At 70.9% G+C, this 17520-nt stretch carries 14 protein-coding genes and 1 riboswitch; of the genes, 7 read left to right on the top strand and 7 right to left on the bottom strand.

Going from position 1 to position 17520, the window contains the following annotated elements:
* Positions 1-4: 4 nt before the first annotated feature.
* Together A3Q40_RS16145 and A3Q40_RS16140 are read left to right on the top strand one after the other, a co-directional pair.
* The gene (locus A3Q40_RS16145; RefSeq protein ID WP_068103691.1) at positions 5-778 is read left to right on the top strand and encodes a 3-hydroxybutyrate dehydrogenase; all 774 of its coding nucleotides are present in this window, start codon (positions 5-7) and stop codon (positions 776-778) included.
* A gap of 52 nt (positions 779-830) precedes the next feature.
* Positions 831-1553 (top strand): SGNH/GDSL hydrolase family protein, encoded by a 723-nt coding sequence (locus tag A3Q40_RS16140; RefSeq protein ID WP_157889635.1) that lies wholly within the window; start codon positions 831-833, stop codon positions 1551-1553.
* Positions 1554-1571: 18 nt separating this feature from the next.
* Here A3Q40_RS16140 and A3Q40_RS16135 read toward each other — a convergent pair whose 3' ends face one another.
* Entirely contained in the window at positions 1572-2348 is a 777-nt protein-coding gene (locus tag A3Q40_RS16135) for a GAF and ANTAR domain-containing protein (protein WP_068103689.1), read from the bottom strand.
* Positions 2349-2432: 84 nt separating this feature from the next.
* Between A3Q40_RS16135 and A3Q40_RS20915 the strand changes: the two genes are divergently transcribed.
* Both A3Q40_RS20915 and A3Q40_RS16125 read left to right on the top strand, forming a co-directional pair.
* Positions 2433-3269: a M23 family metallopeptidase gene (locus tag A3Q40_RS20915; RefSeq protein ID WP_235606331.1), complete on the top strand. Its 837-nt coding sequence runs from the start codon at positions 2433-2435 to the stop codon at positions 3267-3269.
* Positions 3270-3301: 32 nt separating this feature from the next.
* The gene (locus tag A3Q40_RS16125) at positions 3302-5080 is read left to right on the top strand and encodes an acyl-CoA dehydrogenase (protein ID WP_068103687.1); all 1779 of its coding nucleotides are present in this window, start codon (positions 3302-3304) and stop codon (positions 5078-5080) included.
* 55 nt (positions 5081-5135) lie between these two features.
* Here the strand turns inward: A3Q40_RS16125 and A3Q40_RS16120 are convergent, their stop codons facing one another.
* The 3 genes from A3Q40_RS16120 to A3Q40_RS16110 are packed head-to-tail and all read right to left on the bottom strand — an operon-like array spanning position 5136 to position 7972.
* The gene (locus A3Q40_RS16120) at positions 5136-5402 is read right to left on the bottom strand and encodes a metal-sensitive transcriptional regulator (protein WP_068106436.1); all 267 of its coding nucleotides are present in this window, start codon (positions 5400-5402) and stop codon (positions 5136-5138) included.
* A gap of 52 nt (positions 5403-5454) precedes the next feature.
* Entirely contained in the window at positions 5455-5874 is a 420-nt protein-coding gene (locus A3Q40_RS16115) for a DUF302 domain-containing protein (protein WP_068103685.1), read from the bottom strand.
* Between the two features lie 31 nt (positions 5875-5905).
* A complete protein-coding gene (locus tag A3Q40_RS16110; RefSeq protein ID WP_068103683.1) occupies positions 5906-7972 on the bottom strand; it encodes an MMPL family transporter in 2067 nt (688 codons plus the stop codon).
* Positions 7973-8246: 274 nt separating this feature from the next.
* On the opposite strand from A3Q40_RS16110, the gene A3Q40_RS16105 reads away from it, so the two are divergent.
* Positions 8247-8903, top strand: a complete 657-nt coding sequence (locus A3Q40_RS16105) for a GntR family transcriptional regulator (RefSeq protein ID WP_068103681.1) — start codon at positions 8247-8249, stop codon at positions 8901-8903.
* Positions 8900-10120: an MFS transporter gene (locus A3Q40_RS16100; RefSeq protein ID WP_068103680.1), complete on the top strand. Its 1221-nt coding sequence runs from the start codon at positions 8900-8902 to the stop codon at positions 10118-10120. The genes A3Q40_RS16105 and A3Q40_RS16100 overlap by 4 nt, the downstream gene beginning before the upstream one ends.
* A gap of 78 nt (positions 10121-10198) precedes the next feature.
* Here the strand turns inward: A3Q40_RS16100 and A3Q40_RS16095 are convergent, their stop codons facing one another.
* From A3Q40_RS16095 to A3Q40_RS16085, 3 genes are all read right to left on the bottom strand, one after another.
* On the bottom strand, positions 10199-11518 hold the full coding sequence (locus A3Q40_RS16095) for a M1 family metallopeptidase (protein WP_068106433.1): 1320 nt from the start codon (positions 11516-11518) through the stop codon (positions 10199-10201).
* Complete coding sequence (locus A3Q40_RS16090) at positions 11518-15387, bottom strand: Pls/PosA family non-ribosomal peptide synthetase (RefSeq protein ID WP_068103678.1); 3870 nt, start codon at positions 15385-15387, stop codon at positions 11518-11520. Before A3Q40_RS16090 ends, A3Q40_RS16095 begins: the two co-directional genes overlap by 1 nt.
* A gap of 142 nt (positions 15388-15529) precedes the next feature.
* Positions 15530-16021 (bottom strand): hypothetical protein, encoded by a 492-nt coding sequence (locus A3Q40_RS16085; protein ID WP_068103676.1) that lies wholly within the window; start codon positions 16019-16021, stop codon positions 15530-15532.
* An 86-nt stretch (positions 16022-16107) separates the two neighbouring features.
* Positions 16108-16222: riboswitch (SAM riboswitch) on the top strand.
* 63 nt (positions 16223-16285) lie between these two features.
* Between A3Q40_RS16085 and A3Q40_RS16080 the strand changes: the two genes are divergently transcribed.
* Complete coding sequence (locus A3Q40_RS16080; RefSeq protein WP_068103674.1) at positions 16286-17515, top strand: aminotransferase class V-fold PLP-dependent enzyme; 1230 nt, start codon at positions 16286-16288, stop codon at positions 17513-17515.
* Positions 17516-17520: the final 5 nt, after the last annotated feature.

Genomic DNA, 17520 nt, shown 5'->3' with positions numbered 1-17520 from the left:
CCGCATGAGCGACGACGCGACGCGGCCCGGGACGACGGATCTGACCGGCCGGACGGCCCTGGTCACGGGTGCGGCCAGTGGGATCGGGGCCGCCGTGGCCGCGACCCTGGCCGGGCGCGGCGCGCAGGTGACGGTGGCGGACGTCGACGGCGACGCAGCGGAGCGGGTCGCGCGGGAGGTCGGCGGCCGGGCGTGGACGGTGGACTTCACCGACGTCGACGCCCTGGCCGACCTCCGCCTCGAGACGGACATCCTGGTGAACAACGCGGGGATCCAACATGTCTCGCCGATCGACGAGTTCGATCCCGCGACGTTCCGGCGCATTCTCACGCTCATGGTGGAGGCGCCCTTCCTGTTGATCCGCGCCGCCCTGCCGCACATGTACGCGTCGGGATACGGGCGGATCGTCAACATGTCCTCGGTCCACGGCATCCGGGCCTCGGCGAACAAGAGCGCCTACGTCACCGCGAAGCACGCCCTCGAGGGACTGTCGAAGGTGACGGCCCTCGAGGGTGCCGAGCGTGGTGTGCGGAGCAACTGCGTCAACCCCGGGTACGTGCGGACGCCGTTGGTGGAGAAGCAGATCGCGGACCAGGCGCGCGTGCACGGTATCGACGAGGCCGAGGTGCTGGAGCGGGTGCTGCTCGCCGAGAGCGCCGTGAAGCGCCTGGTCGAACCCGCCGAGGTGGCCGCCCTGGTGGGGTTCCTCGTCTCCGACGAGGCCTCGATGGTCACCGGGACCTCCTACGTCATGGACGGCGGGTGGAGCGCGAGCTGACCGCGCTCGAAACGTCGGCAGTACCGCCCCGCGGGTCTCTACGATCACCGTCGTGCCCTCTCGGATCCGCCCTCCCCGATCGGTCGCGCTCGCGCTGACGATCGTCGCCGTGATCGTCGCGGCCGTCCTCGTCACGACGCTGCGCGGCGAGGTCCCACCGCACGGCCGGTACGTGGCGGCCGCCGCCGACCGCGTCGCCCCGCTGCGCGTGACCGTCGTGGGCGACTCCTTCGCCGCCGGGGTGGGTGCCGACTCGCCGACCGGTGGCTACGCGCACGTCGCCGCCGCCCGCGGGTGTTGGTCGCCGACCGTCGTCGCGTCGTCGGGAACCGGGTACGCGCGGGTGCGCTTCCCCGGCACCGTGCCCTTCGTCGACCCGACTCGTCTCGCTGCGGTGGCCGCCTCGAACCCCGATGTCGTCGTCGTGCAGGGGAGCGGCAACGACGTCGGTGACGAGGGACTGCGCGCGGCGGCGACGGCGATGTACGCGGCTCTCGCCGCGATCGTGCCGCGCGCTCGTGTCGTCGTCGTCGGTCCGACGGACGCTCCTCTGGCCAAGCACGAGAACATCGGGCGCATCCGCGGGATTCTCGGCGACGTCACGCGAGCCGCGGGTGTCCCGTTCGTCGATCCCGCCGGCGGGCGGTGGTTGGACTGGTCCACCGACTACGTGCCCGACGGCATTCATCCGAACGCGGACGGACATCGCACGATGGGCGAGCGGCTGCAGGCCGAAATCGTGGCTCTCGGCATTCCGCGCGCGGCCGGCTGCTGATCTTTCGGCCGGACCGCGTCAGCTGCCGGACACCTCGCCACCGGACACCTCGCCACCGGACACCTTGTCAACGAACTCCCGGGCGATGTCGCGCAGCTTCCGGTTACGGTGCTGCGACTCGCGGGACAGCATCGCGAACGCACTGTCCTCGTCCACGCCGTGGAGGGCCATGAGGATGCCCTTGGCCTGCTCGATCGGGGCGCGGTGGTCCAGCGCGTCCCGCAGTCCCGTCGCCACCTCCCGCGCGCTGCGCACGCGGGCGTAATCGCCGATGGCGGTGGCCACGGTGTCGGTGACCACCTGCAGCACCGCCTCGTCGTCGGCGTCGAACGCGCCCGGCGCGGTGCCGTAGAGATTGATCGAGCCGAGTTCCACCCCGTCCGCCCGCAGCGGGACCGCGAGGAACGACTCCACGCCCTCGCGCTCGGCGAGGCGGGCGAAGGTCGGCCAGTTGCGGGCGACGTCGTCGAGGCCCATCCGAACCGTCTCGCCGGTGCGAGCGGCCTCGAGGCACGGCCCCTCGCCGACCTCGTACTGGTGCGCGTCCACGCGCAGGGTGAGGTCGTCGGTGTGGACGGCCGTGTAGGTCATGCCGCCGAACACGATGCTGATGCCGCAGGCCGTCGCGCCGGCGATGGCGTCCTGCGCCAACACGGCGGTGCGCTGCAGCAATGTCGCCAGGTGATCGTCGTCGCGCACGCTGCCGCCCACGGCCGCCACGATGGCGGCCAGGCGCGCACCCGACGTGCGACCGGAGGTGTCGTCGGCCAGCGGGCCGGCGCCGTTGTGTGCCACGGTCGACAACTATGGCACGGGCGCGCACGCGTGCTCGACCGAAACCCGACTCGAGTGTCGCTACCGACCGGTAGCGTTCCTGCGGTGGTCCAGCTGCTCCCGCGTCGTCCCGCTCGGTCGGGCGACTCCCCCGAGGGGGAGGTCGTCGGCCCGGGGGCAGCGGCGGCCCCGACACCTCCGGACGCGGCCACGACCGACACCGTCCCCGTGCGGACGGTGTCGGTGCAGGCGTTGGCGATCGTCCTGGTTCTCGCCGCGGTGGTGTTCGTCGTGCAGGTGACGCGCCCGGGTCCGACCACGCAGCCCGCCGCCGCGCCGGTCGCGACCGGTGACCTGCGCCCGTCGTTCCTGGTGGAAACCGAACGCAATCTGGGACCGCTGCGGCAGATCGCGAAGGCCAACCGCGCCACCGCGGAGGAGGAGTACGCGGCGGCGCTCGCGGTGCTCGCCACCGCCGCCAGTGCGTCGGAGAAGGATCGCCGCCTCGCCGAATTGCCGCCGGCCGCGGTGGGTCTGCGGGTCGGGTCCTACGCCCTGCCCGCCCGCGGCACCTACACCTCGCCGTTCGGACCGCGGTGGGGAACTATGCACCGCGGAATCGACATCGCCGGTCCCATCGGCACGCCGATCGTGTCGGTCGCGGACGGGCAGGTGATCGAGGCCGGCCCCGCCAGCGGCTTCGGGCTGTGGGTCCGGGTGCGGCACGACGACGGCACGGTGTCCATCTACGGCCACGTCGACACCCTCGTCGCGGTGGCCGGTCAGCGGGTGTCCGCCGGCCAGCAGATCGCCACCATGGGCAATCGGGGCGATTCCACGGGACCACACCTGCATTTCGAGACCGTGGTGGACGGCACCCACGTCGACCCCGAGCTGTGGCTCATCGGCCGGGGGATCTCGCTCGGTCCGACGGGCGACTGACCTGCGCGGTCGTCGGTACTACCCTCGGGAGAATGTCGTCCTCAGCCGATATTCCCGCCTCTCTGATCCTGTCGCGTCGGGACCTCGAGTTCCTGCTCTACGAATGGCTCGACGTCGAGTCGCTGACCCAGCGCAAACGCTTCGCGGAGCACTCGCGCGAGACCTTCGACGCGGTGCTCGAGCTCAGCGAGCAGATCGCCGTCAAGCACTTCGCGCCGCACAACAAGAAGGCCGACGCGAACGAACCGCGGGTGGGTGACGACGGCAAGGTCGTGCTGATCCCCGAGGTCGAGAAGGCCCTGCAGGTCTTCACCGAGGCGGGCCTGATCGCCGGGCAGTTCGACGAGTCGCTCGGCGGGATGCAGCTGCCGACGACGGTGTCGAAGGCGTCGCTGGCGTGGTTCCAGGCGGCGAACACCGGCACCGCCACCTATCCGTTCCTCACCATCGGCAACGCCAACCTGCTGATCGAGTACGGCGGCGAGGATCTGATCGACCGGTACGTCCGGCCCATGCTCGAGGGTCGGTTCCACGGCACCATGTGTCTGTCGGAGCCGGGTGCGGGATCGTCGCTGGCCTACATCACCACCAAGGCCACCCCGCGTGACGACGGCACCTACTCGGTCACGGGGACGAAGATGTGGATCTCGGGTGGCGACCACGAGCTGGGCGAGAACATCGTCCACCTGGTCCTGGCGAAGCTGCCCGACGCGCCGGCGGGGGTGAAGGGCATCTCGCTCTTCGTCGTCCCGAAGTACCTCGTGAACGAGGACGGCTCGCTGGGCGAGCGCAACGACGTGAGCCTGGTCGGCCTCAACCACAAGATGGGGTACCGCGGTACGACCAACACGCTGCTCGCCTTCGGTGAGAAGGGCGGCGCGACAGGCTATCTGGTGGGTGAGCCGCACAAGGGCCTGGCGTACATGTTCAAGATGATGAACGAGGCACGGATCGGCGTCGGCATGGGCGCGACGGCGCTCGGCTACACCGGGTATCTGCACTCGTTGGCGTACGCGCGGGAACGGACCCAGGGCCGCCCGGTGGGGGACAAGGACCCGGCCGCTCCGCAGGTGCCGATCGTCGATCATCCCGACGTCCGGCGCATGCTGCTGGCCCAGAAGGCCTACGCGGAAGGCGGTCTCGCGCTGGGGCTGTACTGCTCGCGGCTGGTCGACGAGCAGATCACCGGTGAGCCCGACGCCGCCGAACGCGCGGGATTCCTGCTGGACGTGCTGACCCCGATCGCGAAGGCGTGGCCCTCGCAGTGGTGCCTCGAGGCGAACAACCTGGCCATCCAGGTCCACGGCGGATACGGCTACACCCGCGACTACAACGTCGAGCAGTTCTACCGCGACAACCGGCTGAACCCTATCCACGAGGGCACCAACGGCATTCAGGGTCTCGACCTGCTCGGTCGCAAGGTGGTGGCGCAGAACGGTCGTGGCCTGCAACTGCTCGTGGAGGCGATCACCACCACCCTCGACGCGTCCACCGGCGAGTACGCAGAAGCCCTGCGGGCCGCGGTGAACCGGTTGGTGGAGGTCACCGGAACGGTCTGGAGTCAGGGTGATCCCGATCTGGCCCTGGCCAACTCGACGGCGTACCTCGAGGCCACCGGCCATCTGGTGGTCGCGTGGCTGTGGCTCGAGCAGCTGAATGCCGTGGGCGACAAGACCGGCGCGTTCTACGACGGCAAGCGTGCCGCTGCGCAGTACTTCTTCCGGTACGAGCTCCCCAAGGTCGGTCCGCAGTTCGACCTCGTGGCGTCGCTCGACCGCACCCTGCTGGACCTCGATCCGTCGGTCCTCTGACGCAGGGTGCCCGCCGGCTCCGATCAGCGGAGCCGGCGGGCACGGCCGGGCGGGTTCAGGCGAGTGCGAGGAAGAGTTTCTCGAGTTCGGCCTCGGTCATCGGTTCGCGGTTCTCCGCATCTCCGGTCATGCACTCGCGAAGGCCCGTCGCCACGATCTTGAAGCCGGCGCGATCGAGCGCGCGCGAGACGGCCGCGAGCTGGGTCACGACGTCCTTGCAGTCGCGTCCGTTCTCGATCATCGAGATCACCCCGGCCAGCTGGCCGTGAGCCCGGCGCAGCCTGTTCAGTACCAGGGCGATGCTGTCCTCGTCGCCGACCATGAACGTCTCCTTCGTCGTCTCGACTGTGCGTTCGATGGTACCCCCGGGGGCATCACGCGAATCCGTCACGGGTGCCACCGAGGGCGGTGATCGCCGCGCGCAGCCTCTCCCCGGCGTCACGAGCGACGTCGCCGAGCGCCGGCTCCCCGGTGGCCTGGACCATGACGTCGGGATTCATGGCGTCGACGACGATCGCGCCGTCGCGATCGGGGTCCTCGCGGACGACGACGTTGCAGGGCAGCAGGAGGCCGATGGTCCGCATGATGCCGACGGCACGGTGGGCGAGGGGCGGATTGCAGGCGCCGAGGATCAGGTAGCGCTCCATGTCCTCGCCGAGCTTCGCCTGCAGGGTGGCCTGCATGTCGATCTCGGTGAGGACGCCGAAACCCTGATCCGCCAGGGCATCTCGGGTGCGCTGGACGGCGGTGTCGAAGTCGGTGTCGGTCAGTGTGGTGGACAGGGCGATGCTCACGGGGGTCGATCCTTTCGGTCGTGGTGACACGTCAGTGGGAGAAGCCGATGGACGGGAGTGCCCGGCGGAGCCAGGCCGGTGACCACCAGGCGGCGCGTCCGGTCACCCGCAGCAGGACCGGCAGCAGAATCAGCCGGATGAGCACGGCGTCGAGAAGCACGGCGACACCGAGGATGATGCCCATTTCCTTCGGCGGGAGCGGATCGGCGAGGGCGAAGGTGAAGAACACCGCGACCATGACCGCGGCGGCGGCGAAGATGACGCGTCCGGAGTGCGCCAGACCGTCGATCATCGCGGTCGCGGCGTCGCCGGTGCGTTCGTGGTGTTCCCTGGCGGTGGCGAGGAGGAACACGGTGTAGTCCATGGCGATGGCGAAGATCATCGCGAAGAAGAACACCGGCCCCCAGCCGTTCAGGAAGCCCTGCGGGGTGAAACCGAGCAGGGACGCACCGTGCCCGTCCTGGAAGATCAGCTTCGCGACGCCGAACGCGGCGGCGGTGGAGAGCAGGCTGACCGCGGTGCCCAGGAACGCGATGAGCGGTGCCTGCAGGGCGACGAGCAGCAGCACGAATCCCAGGACGAGGATGATCGAGATCACCAGCGGCAGGTAGTCGTTCAGGGCCTGCTGTAGGTCGAGGTTCTCCGCCGGTGCGCCGCCGACGAGCGCGGACTCGAGAAGCTCGCCGCGGAGGTCGGCGAGGATGGTCTCCATCGATCCGTCCGACGGGTCGACCGACGGAATCGCCTGCACCAGCGCGTATCCGGATCCGTCGGCTGCGGGCTGCGGCGGGGTGACCACGGCGATGCCGGGCACCTGCGACGCCGCGGCGGCGGTGGCGGCGGCGTCGGACCCCGGAACCACGATCTGCAGTGCGCCGGGCGCGCCCTCGCCGAACTGCTCCTGCACCAGGGCGTAACCCCGGCGGACCGGTGCGTCCTCGGGGACGACGGAGATGGAGGGCATCGCGACCTTCAGGCCGAGGACGGGCAGGGCCAGCGCGACGAGGACGCCGATCGAGGCGAGGGCGAACGGCCACGGATGGCGGTGCAGGAGCGCACCCCAGCGGGCGAAGACGGGGGAGCGGTGCTGTTGGCGCTTGGCGTAGGGGAGGGCGGCCGCATCGACCTTCGGCCCCAGGGCGCCGAGGGCGGCGGGGAGCAGGGTCATCGTGGCCAGCAGGACGAAGGTGACGGCGAGCATGATGCCGACGGCCATGGTGCGCACCGCGGGGGCGGGCACGATGAGGACGGCGGACAGGCTGACCAGGACGGTGAGACCGGACAGGACGACGGCTTTGCCGGCGGTGTCCATGGTCTCGGCGACGGCGGCGCGGGGGTCGTTCGAGCGGAGGGCGTCGCGGAAGCGGGCGACGAGGAACAGGGCGTAGTCGATGCCGAGGGCGAGGGCGAACATCATGGCGAAGTTCATCGCCCACACCGAGATCGGAGTGACCTCGTTCAGCAGGACCAGTCCGCCGGCCGAGGCGACCAGTCCGGCGATGGTGAGGAGCAGCGGCAGCCCGGCGGCGACGAGCGAGCCGAACGCGAGAACCATGATCGCGAGTGTCACGGGCCAGGAGATCAACTCGGCCTGGATCATCGCGTCGTGGTTGGCCTTGTTGAAGTCCGACCACAATGCGGACGCGCCCGTGGGGTAGACCTCGACACCGTCCCCGGACAGGGCGGTGAGTCGGCCCTTCACGTCGTCGACGGCGGTGACCATCTCGTCGGTGGTGCCCGCGGCGCCGGCGATCAGGATCCCGGTCCGTCCGTCGGGACTGATCGTCATCCCCGGCTGCGGGGGCACGATCTCTCCGAAACGCGGGTCCGAGGACAGGATTCGGGTCGCGTCGGCCAGCGCGGCGGTTGCGGCAGGGTCCGTCAGGGATCCGGTGTCGCTGTGGACGACGACCTGCAGCGCGGCGGAGGAGTTGCCGCCGAAGTGCTCTTCTGCCAGCTCGCGCACCTGGACGGATTCCGACCCGTCGGCCTGCCACCCGGCGCCGGCAAGGGACGAGAACACCGACGGCGCGGCGGATCCGAGCGCGATCAGCACGATCAGCCATACGCCGAGGACCCAGCGACGGCGGGTGACCATGGCCGCACCCCAGCGGCCGAGAGGTCCGGGGCCGCCGTCGGTCGGCGAGCCGGGTGGCGCGTCGGGGGCGGTGGTAGCGGGTCGGGACACGGCATCCTCCTTATACGGGTGGGGGTATCCGACAGGGCGTCGAGAGCTGTCCCCGTCGAGGCCACACGGTGCCAGATACGGCGGGGGGTATGCAAGTACCCTAGGGGGTATAAAGTCGTAGTCGCTTGTCTCGTCGATCACACAGCCCTGCGGGCGAGAACGTCGGTCTGCTTAGATACAAGTTGTGCGCAACACGGAACCGACGTCGGCCGACCGGGCCTACACGACCGTGAAGGAACTCATCGTCTCGGGCGAACTGCCCGGCGGCGAGCTCATCAGCGAAGGACAGATCGCCGCGCGCACCGGCACCAGCCGCACTCCCGTGCGGGAGGCGTTCCTGCGCCTCGCCGCCGAGGGCTGGATGCGGCTCTACCCCAAGCGAGGGGCGCTGATCGTGCCCATCGCACCCGACGAGGCGGCCCACATCGTGGACGCCCGTCGGCTCGTGGAAACCGGCAGCCTCGCCGCGTTCGCCGACGACGCCGCCACCCGCAGCGCCGTCGCGGATCTCATGCGGGCCAGCCTCGACCGACAGCGCGCCCTCGCCGACGACGGCGACGCGCTCCGGTTCGCGGCCGAGGACGCCGACTTCCACACCCTCGTCGTGACTCACGGGGCGAACCCCCTGCTGTCGACGTTCTACTCGGGTCTGCGCGACCGCCAACGACGGATGACGACCAACTCCGTGGCGCGCAACCCGACAGCGTGGGCGTCGATCGTCGACGACCACACGCGTCTGACCGCACTCGTCGAGCAGGGCGACGTGGCCGGCTTCGAGGTGGCGCTGAGCCGCCACATGGCTGCCACGCACTCCTTGCCGCACAGCAGAGGACTTTCATGACCACCACCGCTCCGGCCTCGTCCACCACCGGGACCCGGCCCTGGTTACCGGTTGCCCTCGGCATGCTCGCCGTCGCCTGGGGTGGCAACGAGTTCACGCCGCTCCTGGTGATGTACCGCGAGGGGTACGGCTTCTCGCCCGTCGTCGTCGACGTCTTCCTCTTCGCGTACGTGGTCGGCATCGTGCCGGCGTTGCTGGTCGGCGGGCCGCTGTCCGACCGGTACGGCCGTCGCCCGCTGATGCTGCCCGCGCCGCTGATCGCCGCCGCCGGGTCGCTCCTCATCGCCCTCGGATCCCACACGGCCGCACTGTTGTCCGCCGGCCGCGTCCTCAGCGGCGTCGCGCTCGGACTCGGTATGGCCGTCGGCGGCAGCTGGGTGAAGGAACTCTCCGTCGACTCGCCCACCGCGGGCGCACGTCGGGCCGCGATGTCCCTCACCGCCGGTTTCGCCACCGGCGCCGGAGTGGCCGGGGTGCTCGCCCAGTGGGCGCCCTGGCCCGACGTGTTGCCCTATGCGGTGCACATCGGTCTGGCCGTGCTCGCGACGCTCGCGCTCGCCGGAGTCCGCGAGACCGTGCGCAACGCGGATCGCACCACGCCGCTGCGCGACGACCTCCGCATCCCGACCGCGGGTCACGCCCGCTTCGTCACCGTCGTTCTTCCGGTGGCGCCGTGGGTGTTCGGTGCCGCGAGCGTGGCCTACGCGGTGCTGCCCGGGTTGATGGCCGACCATGCCGGGGCGTTCCCCGTGGCCTTCTCCGCGCTGCTCGGCGTCGTCGCCCTCTCGTCGGGATTCGCGATCCAGGCGCTCGGGCGACGCATCGACACGCCGTCCAGTGCCCGTGCGGTGCTCGTGGCCCTGGCCGTCGTCGTGGTGGGCATGGTGCTGGTGGCCGTCGCCGCGCAGGTGCTGGTGGTGCCGATGGCCCTGCTCGCGGCCGCCGTCCTCGGCGGCGGGTACGGCATGGCGATGGTGTCGGGTCTGCAGGAGGTGCAGCGCATCGCCGGGCCGAAGGATCTCGCCGGACTGACTGCCGTCTTCTACTCGGTGACCTACCTCGGCTTCGCGGTGCCCGCCCTGCTGGCGCTGCTGGTCGAGGAGACGGCCCTGACGTACCCGCAACTGTTCGGAGCCGGAGTGGTTCTGGCGGCGGCGTCGTTCGTGGTGGTGGCCCGGAACTCCCGCCGCCACCTGCCCGCTCCCGCTTCCCGCTGACGTTGTCCGCAGCTGCGGACGGTGCACCGTCCGCAGTTGCGGGAGCGATCCGCGGGAAGTCGGCGCGGGGTGAGGAACTCAGGGCAGGCGCGGGAGCGCCGTCTCCTCGAGCCACGGTCCGAAGAACCCGGGGTCGACCCCGTGCCGCTCCGCGAGCTCCACGAAGTCGGCCGTGGCCACCACCGAATGCCGGTGGGCAGCAGTCCATTCGCGCAGGAGGGTGAAGAACGGCTCGTCGCCCACGGTGCGCCGTAGGGCGTGCAGGGTCAGGGCGCCGCGCTTGTAGACGCGGTCGTCGAACATGTCCGCAGGGCCGGGATCGCCCAGCACGAGGTCCTGTGGCAGGGCGGCCAGTCGGGCACGGGTGCGGGTGGCGAGCTGGTGCGCGCTGGAGGATCCCGACGCCTCGGACCACAACCACTCGGCGTAGCAGGCGAACCCTTCGTGCAGCCAGATGTCCTGCCACCGGCCGAGAGTCAGGCTGTTGCCGAACCACTGATGAGCCAGTTCGTGGGCGACCAGTCGCTCGTAGCCACGACGCCCGTCGCAGTGGTTGGCGCCGAACACCGACAGAGTCTGCGCCTCCACGGGGATCTCGAGGTCGTCGTCGGTGATCACCACGCCGTAGGACGGGTACGGGTACGGCCCGAACCGCTCGACGAAAGCCGACATCATCTGCTGCTGCCGACCGAAATCGTGGTCGATCAGTGTCCGTAGTCGCGGCGGGGCGATGGCGTCGACGGGAACCGGGGTGTTGCAGAGTCGACGCTTCTCGTAGAGCCCGATCTGCACCGTCGCCAGGTAGGTCGCCATGGGCTCGGGCTGATGGTAGGTCCACGTGGTGCGCGACGACTTCACGCGGGTGTGGAGCAACGTGCCGTTGGAGATTACGTGGTACGGGGAGTCGGCGGTGATCGAGATCCGGTACGCCGCTTTGGAACTCGGATGGTCGTCGCACGGGAACCACGACGACGCACCGTTGGGCTGGCTGGCGACGATCACGCCGTCGGTCAGCTCCTCCCAGCCGACCTCGCCCCACCGGCCGGCGATGGGAGTGGGGTTGCCGGCGTAGGTGACCGTGACGGTGAACGACGTCCCGGCCGTGAGGGGCGTCTGCGGGGTCACGACGAGTTTGCCGCCGCGGTGGGTGAACTTGGCACGACGTGATCCGCTGACGCCGACCTTGCTCGGCGAGAGAGCCGGGCCGAGATCGAGCGTCACGGTGGGCGCCGACTGCGTCGCGACGGCATGGACGACGGCGGTGCCGCTCAACCGATTCGAGGGCACCTTGTACTCGAGATCGAGCTCGTAGCGTTCCACCGTGTACCCGCGGTTCCCGTGACCGGGGATGTACGGGTCGAGCGGTTCGGCGGACGCCGTGGGGACGGGCCGCCCCATCAGGCGGACCACGGAGCGATGGGGTTGCCCTGCCACCGGCTCGAGTCCGGAACCGTGTCGCCACGCATGACCAACGACGCCGGTCCGACCGTCGCTCCCGCGCCGATCCCGGCCGCGGGAAGGGCGACGCAGTGCGGCCCGAGCGTCGCGCCGGGGCCGAGAGTGACGGTGTCCATGCTCATGATCCGATCATGGAACAGATGGGTCTGCACAACGCACCCTCGGTTCACGGTCGCGCCGTCGCCGAGCGTGATGAGGTCGGCCTCCGGCAACCAGTACGTCTCACACCAGACGCCTCGTCCGATGTGGGCGCCGAGCCACCGCAGCCACACGTTGAGCACCGGTGTGCCCTCGGCTGCGCGGGCGAACCACGGTGCGGCGACCACCTCGACGAACGTGTCGGCCACCTCGTTCCGCCACACGAAGGAACTCCACAGGGGATGCTCGACGGCGTCGATGCGGCCGACGAGCGTCCACTTGGCGACGGCGGAGAGGGCCGCGGCGACGGCGCCCGCCACCAGCAGCACGACCCCCGAGAGCAGGGCGGCCGTCCCGTACCCGAGAGTCCCGGCGATCCAGGTGAGAGCGGCGATCACGCCGAAACCGATGCCGAAGGAGACGACGACCGGAACCAGGCGGCACGTCTCGACGACGGCGCGGGCGACCTTGAGGCGCGTCGGCGGGTCGAAGGTGCGGCTGCTGTCGGCCGACGCCGGTGCGCGACGCAGGCGCACCGGCGGGCTGCCGAGCCACGACGTCCCGGCCTTGGACTTCGCCGGCGCGGCCGACAGGACCGCGACCAGACCGTTCTTCGGCACCCGTCGTCCTGCGGCGGCCATGCCGGAGTTGCCGAGGAAGGCACGTTTGCCCACCTTGGCCTGGCCGATCATCATCCACCCGCCGCCCAGTTCGTAACTCGCGACCATCGTGTCGTCGGCGAGGAACGCGCCGTCTCCGACCGTCGTGAACTTCGGGACCATGAGCACCGTGGAGGCCTCGACGTCCTTGCCGATGTCCGCGCCGAGCAGCCGGAGCCACCCCGGCGTGAGCAGCGAGGCGTAGAGCGGGAAGAGGAACGTGCGGGCGCTGTCGAGGAGACGTTCGGTGGTCCAGACCTGCCAGCCCACCCGGCTGCGGACCGGGTGGTGGCCGGGGGTCATTCCCAGCGCGAGCAGCCGGACGGCGACCAGCGTGATCAGCGCGAACACCGCGAGCGAGAGCAGGGTGGCGGGCGCGAGGGCGAGCGCTCCGCGACCGATCGCGCCGGCGAGCGTGCGGGCGCCGGCCGCAGCCCACCCGACCACCAGCAGCCCGACGGCGATGGCGAACAGGGGCAGACCCGACAGCAGCAGGGACGTCACGCCGTAGACCGGCACCCAGGCGCGGCTGCGCGGGGGGCGGGACGACGGCCACGGCCGCGTGGCCTTGCCGACCTTGCCCGCCGGGGAGCCCGACCATTGCTGGTTGGCCTTGACCTTGCCGGCGACGGCGGACCCTGCGGTGACCTCGGCGTTCTTGCCGACCTTCGCGCCGGGCAGGAGCGTCGACCGCGCACCGACCGTGGCGCCGGGACCCACCTCGACGGGTCCGATGTGCACGATGTCGCCGTCGATCCAGTACCCGGTCAGATCGACCTCCGGCTCGATGGAACAGCCGTCGCCGAGGGTCAGCATGCCGGTGACCGGAGGAAGTGTGTGCAGGTCGACGTCGTGGCCCACGCGGGCGCCGAGGGCGCGGGCGTAGTCGACCATCCACGGTGCCCCGGACAGATTGGTGGCGCCCGACGCGTCCGCCAGACGGTTCGCCGCCCACAGCCGGAGATGCACGCTGCCGCCGCGGGGATAGCTGCCCGGCCGGACCCCGCGCAGCAGCAGGCGTGCGCCGACGACCGAGACGGCCATGCGGCCGAAGGGGGTGACCACCAGCAGGAAGCCGAGCAGCGGCCACCACAAGGAGACCGTCGGCAACCAGGGGATCGGGCGAATCCACGACGCCACGTTCGCGGCGACGGCGAGCCACGTCACCCACTGCAGTCCGGTCAGGGTGGTCAGCGGCAGGGTGGCCGCCACCTGGAGCAGCTGCGCGTGACGGGGTGTCGGCTCGACCGTGCGCGTCTCGTGGCGGGTGGTGGGGTCCATGTCCTCGAGCAAGTCGACCAGTGAGCCGAGGCGCGGCCGGTCGTACAGCTCGGCGACGGTGATCAGCGGGTACCGCTCGCGCAGGCGGGTCACCAGCTGCGCGGCGGTGAGCGAGCCGCCGCCCGCGGCGAAGAAATCGGCGTCGAGCGAGGTGATCTCGGTCCCCAGCACGTCGGTCCACACCGCGGCGACCCAGGCGGCGGTCTCGTCGAGGTCGACGGTGGGTGTGGAGCCGTCGGGGGAGGGCGCGCGGCCGGGCAGCGGCCACGGCAGGGCGTTCCGGTCGACCTTGCCCGACGTCCGAGTGGGCAGATCGTCGACGAGCGCGAGACGCGGCACCATGGCGGCCGGGAGCTGTTCGGCGAGTAGCTCTCTCGCTCGGACCAGGTCGAAGTCGGCATCGGTGCTCACCAGGTAGCCGACGAGAACCGGTGTGCCGGAACCGGTCTTGCGGACGGCCGCGGCCGCGCCGCCGACGCCGGGCAGATTCTGCAGCGCGGAATCCACCTCGCCGAGCTCGATGCGTCGCCCGCCGACCTTGACCTGATCGTCCGCGCGGCCCTGGAACAGGAGCCCCTCCACCTCGAGCCGGACCAGATCGCCACTGCGGTAGGCGCGATCCCATCCGAGGCTCGGCATGGGCGCGTACTTCTCGGCGTCCTTGGCGGGATCGAGATAGCGGGCCAGGCCGACGCCGCCGATCACCAGCTCGCCCACTTCGCCGACGGGAACCGGCTGTTCGTCTGGGCCGACCACCGCGAGATCCCAGCCGTCGAGCGGCAAACCGATGCGCACCGGTCCGCGGCCGTCCATGAGCGCCGCGCACGCCACGACGGTGGCCTCCGTCGGGCCGTAGGTGTTCCAGACCTCGCGTCCCGGAACCGCCAGCCGCTCGGCCAGATCCGGCGGGCAGGCCTCGCCGCCGAAGATCAACAGCCGCACGTCCTCGAGTGCCTCCCGCGGCCAGAGCGCGGCGAGAGTGGGCACGGTGGAGACCACGGTGATGTCCCGCGCCACGAGCCAGGGCCCGAGATCCATGCCGGAGCGCACCAGTGAGCGCGGCGCCGGCACCAGGCACGCCCCGGAACCCCACGCGAGCCACATCTCCTCGCAGGACGCGTCGAACGCCACCGACAACCCGGCCAGCACCCGGTCACCCGGGCCGAGCGGACGATCCTGCAGGAACAGCCGAGACTCGGCGTCGACGAACGCCGCCGCGTTGCGGTTGCTCACCGCGACACCCTTCGGGGTGCCGGTGGAACCCGAGGTGAAAATCACCCACGCGTCGTCGTCGACGGTCGGGTGCCCCACCGGGCGGCCGGTCCCGATGCGTCCGGTGCCGGTGATCCCGCTCTCGGTCACGATGGCGGTGACCCCGGCCTCGGAGAAGACCAGGTCCGCCCGCTCGTCGGGGTCGTCCACGTCGACCGGGACGTACGCCGCACCCGCCGCGATCACCGACAGGATGGCCGCGTAGAGGCCGTAGCTGCCCGACGGCATCCGCACCCCGACGCGGTCACCGGCGCTGACACCGTGCCGGGCCAGCCACTGCGCACCTTCGCCGATGTTGACCATCAGCTCCGCGTAGGAGACGACGCTGTCCCCGTCGTCCACCGCCGGCGCGTCGGGGAATCGCTCGGCCGTGTCGGTGAGGACGTCGATCAGCGTGCGCGGCGGCGCAGCGGCCGACGAGCGCAGGAACGCCTCGGGGATCGCGGGGTGCGTGGACATCTGCCGGGCGGCCTCTTTCGATGAGCGGGTCTTCTCGTCGCAGAAGGTTATGACACCCGCAGTTTGCGGGCAGATGAACAGCGGCGCGGCGGTCGCGTGGCGCTCGCGAGCGAGGGCGTCCCGGAACCGACGGACGGCGGAGTCAGGCGCCGCCGGACCCGTCGCGCTCGGCGCCGCTGCGGGTGAGCACCAGGCCCGTCCCCACCACCCCGATGATGGTGATGGCGAGCGCTATCGACGACCACCCCTCGCTGTGCCAGTACACGTCCTCGAGGGTGATGAGCAGGGCGGCCTCGTCGACGATCAGTCCCAGGGCGATGCCGAGTGCCGCGCCCATCCACGATCGGGCTTTCGGAGAGCGGTCGACGAGTCCGAACACGGCGACGGCCGCGAGCAGCAGAATTCCCCAGAGGTAGTGGTGCAGGTGCACGCCGCCGGCGCTGATGTCCCCGACGTTGCTGGTGTCGATCTGGATGAGCCACGTGACGAGTCGTGCGCCGCCGAAGGTCAGGGTGAACGCCAGCCAGGCGAGGACGATGCCTCGGCGCGCCGGGTCGATCTGTCGCCAGCGGTGGGGAAAACGGAAGCGTCCCTTCGCAGTTGCCGTGTGGTGTCCCGAAGTGGTCGTCCGCATCGTGACGATTGTCCTCCGCCGTGCGGCGTGGCTCGCGGGCGGCGTCCGAGTTGACAGCCTCGGCAGCCTTTGCCATCCTGCTGTCAGGTCACGAGTACCAGCGTCAAGCCCCGGCTCGCTGGTCGGCAACCCTCCTTCCGCGGTGGGGTGCTCCGGGTGACGACCTGGCCGAGTTCCGACCGGAACCGGCAAGCGCGGATCGCCTCACGCCGCCACGGGGAGTACTCGTGCGTCGTCTGCGGTCCCGGACCGAAGGGTATCGCCATGACTGTCTCCACCCCTCTCGCTGCCGTTCTCGGATCCGATCACACCGTGCGGTGTTCCGACGGGACCGTCCGTCGCACAATCGATCTCGACTACGCAGCCAGTGCGCCCGCCTTGGCCGCGGTGGTCGACCGCGTCCAGGAGGTCGTGCCGTTCTCGGCGAGCGTCCATCGCGGGTCCGGACACAAGTCGGCGGTGTGCACCGAGGCCTACGAGGCGGCCCGCCGGACCGTGCACGCGTTCTGCGGGGCGGACGACGAGGACGTCGTGGTCTTCGGGCGCAATACCACCGACGCATTGAATCTGTTGGCGCACTGCGTCCCCGGCGACGTGGTGGTCCTCGATGTCGAGCACCATGCGAATCTGCTGCCCTGGCGTCGTCGTCGGGTGGTGCGGACGGAAGGCACGATCGCGGCCACCCTCGTTCGGCTCGAGGCGGTGCTGTCCGCGAAACCTGCTGCCCTGCTGGCGGTCACGGGTGCGTCGAACGTGACCGGTGAGGTGCTGCCGATCGCAGAACTCGCGGCTCTGGCGCACCGCCACGGCGCGCGGATCCTCGTCGACGGCGCGCAGCTGGTGCCGCATCGCCGCGTCGACATCACCGCGGCGGGGGTGGACTACCTCGCGTTCAGCGGCCACAAGCTCTACGCGCCCTTCGGAGCCGGTGTTCTGGTGGGCCGGCGCGACTGGCTCGACGCGGCGGATCCGTACCTCGCCGGGGGCGGTGCGACGTCGGGAGTGTCGGTTCTGACGGACGGCGACGTGGACGTCCGGTGGCATCCCGCCCCCGCCCGGCACGAGGGCGGTACGCCCAACCTGCTCGGCGCGGTCGCGCTCGCGGCCGCGTGCGAGGAGATCGCCCGGCTGGACCCGGTGGCCGTCGCGGCCCACGATCGCGCCGCCACCGACGCCGTCGTGCGCGGACTGACGCGCACGGGCGGTGTGCGGGTGCTGCGCGTCTGGGACGACTCGGACGACGTCGTCGGCATCGTGTCCTTCACGGTGGATGGGGTCGATCCTGTCGTCGTCGCGGACGCCCTCGCCCGAGACCACGCGGTGGCCGTCCGCGCGGGGAAGTTCTGTGCGCATCCGCTGCTCGCGCGGCTCGGTGCCGACGACGGCGCCGTTCGCGTGTCGGTCGGACTGGGAACCACCGCGGCGGATGTCGAGGCATTCCTCGACGCGCTGACTGTGACCTGCCTCTCACTGCGCCGCGGCGTCGCGGCGTGATCGAT

Origin of the sequence: Rhodococcus sp. PBTS 1, assembly GCF_001620025.1 — a bacterium.
Classification (GTDB): Bacteria; Actinomycetota; Actinomycetes; order Mycobacteriales; family Mycobacteriaceae; genus Rhodococcoides; species Rhodococcoides kroppenstedtii.
Note: the sequence above shows the minus strand (reverse complement) of the source record. Positions and strands in the feature narration are given on the sequence as shown.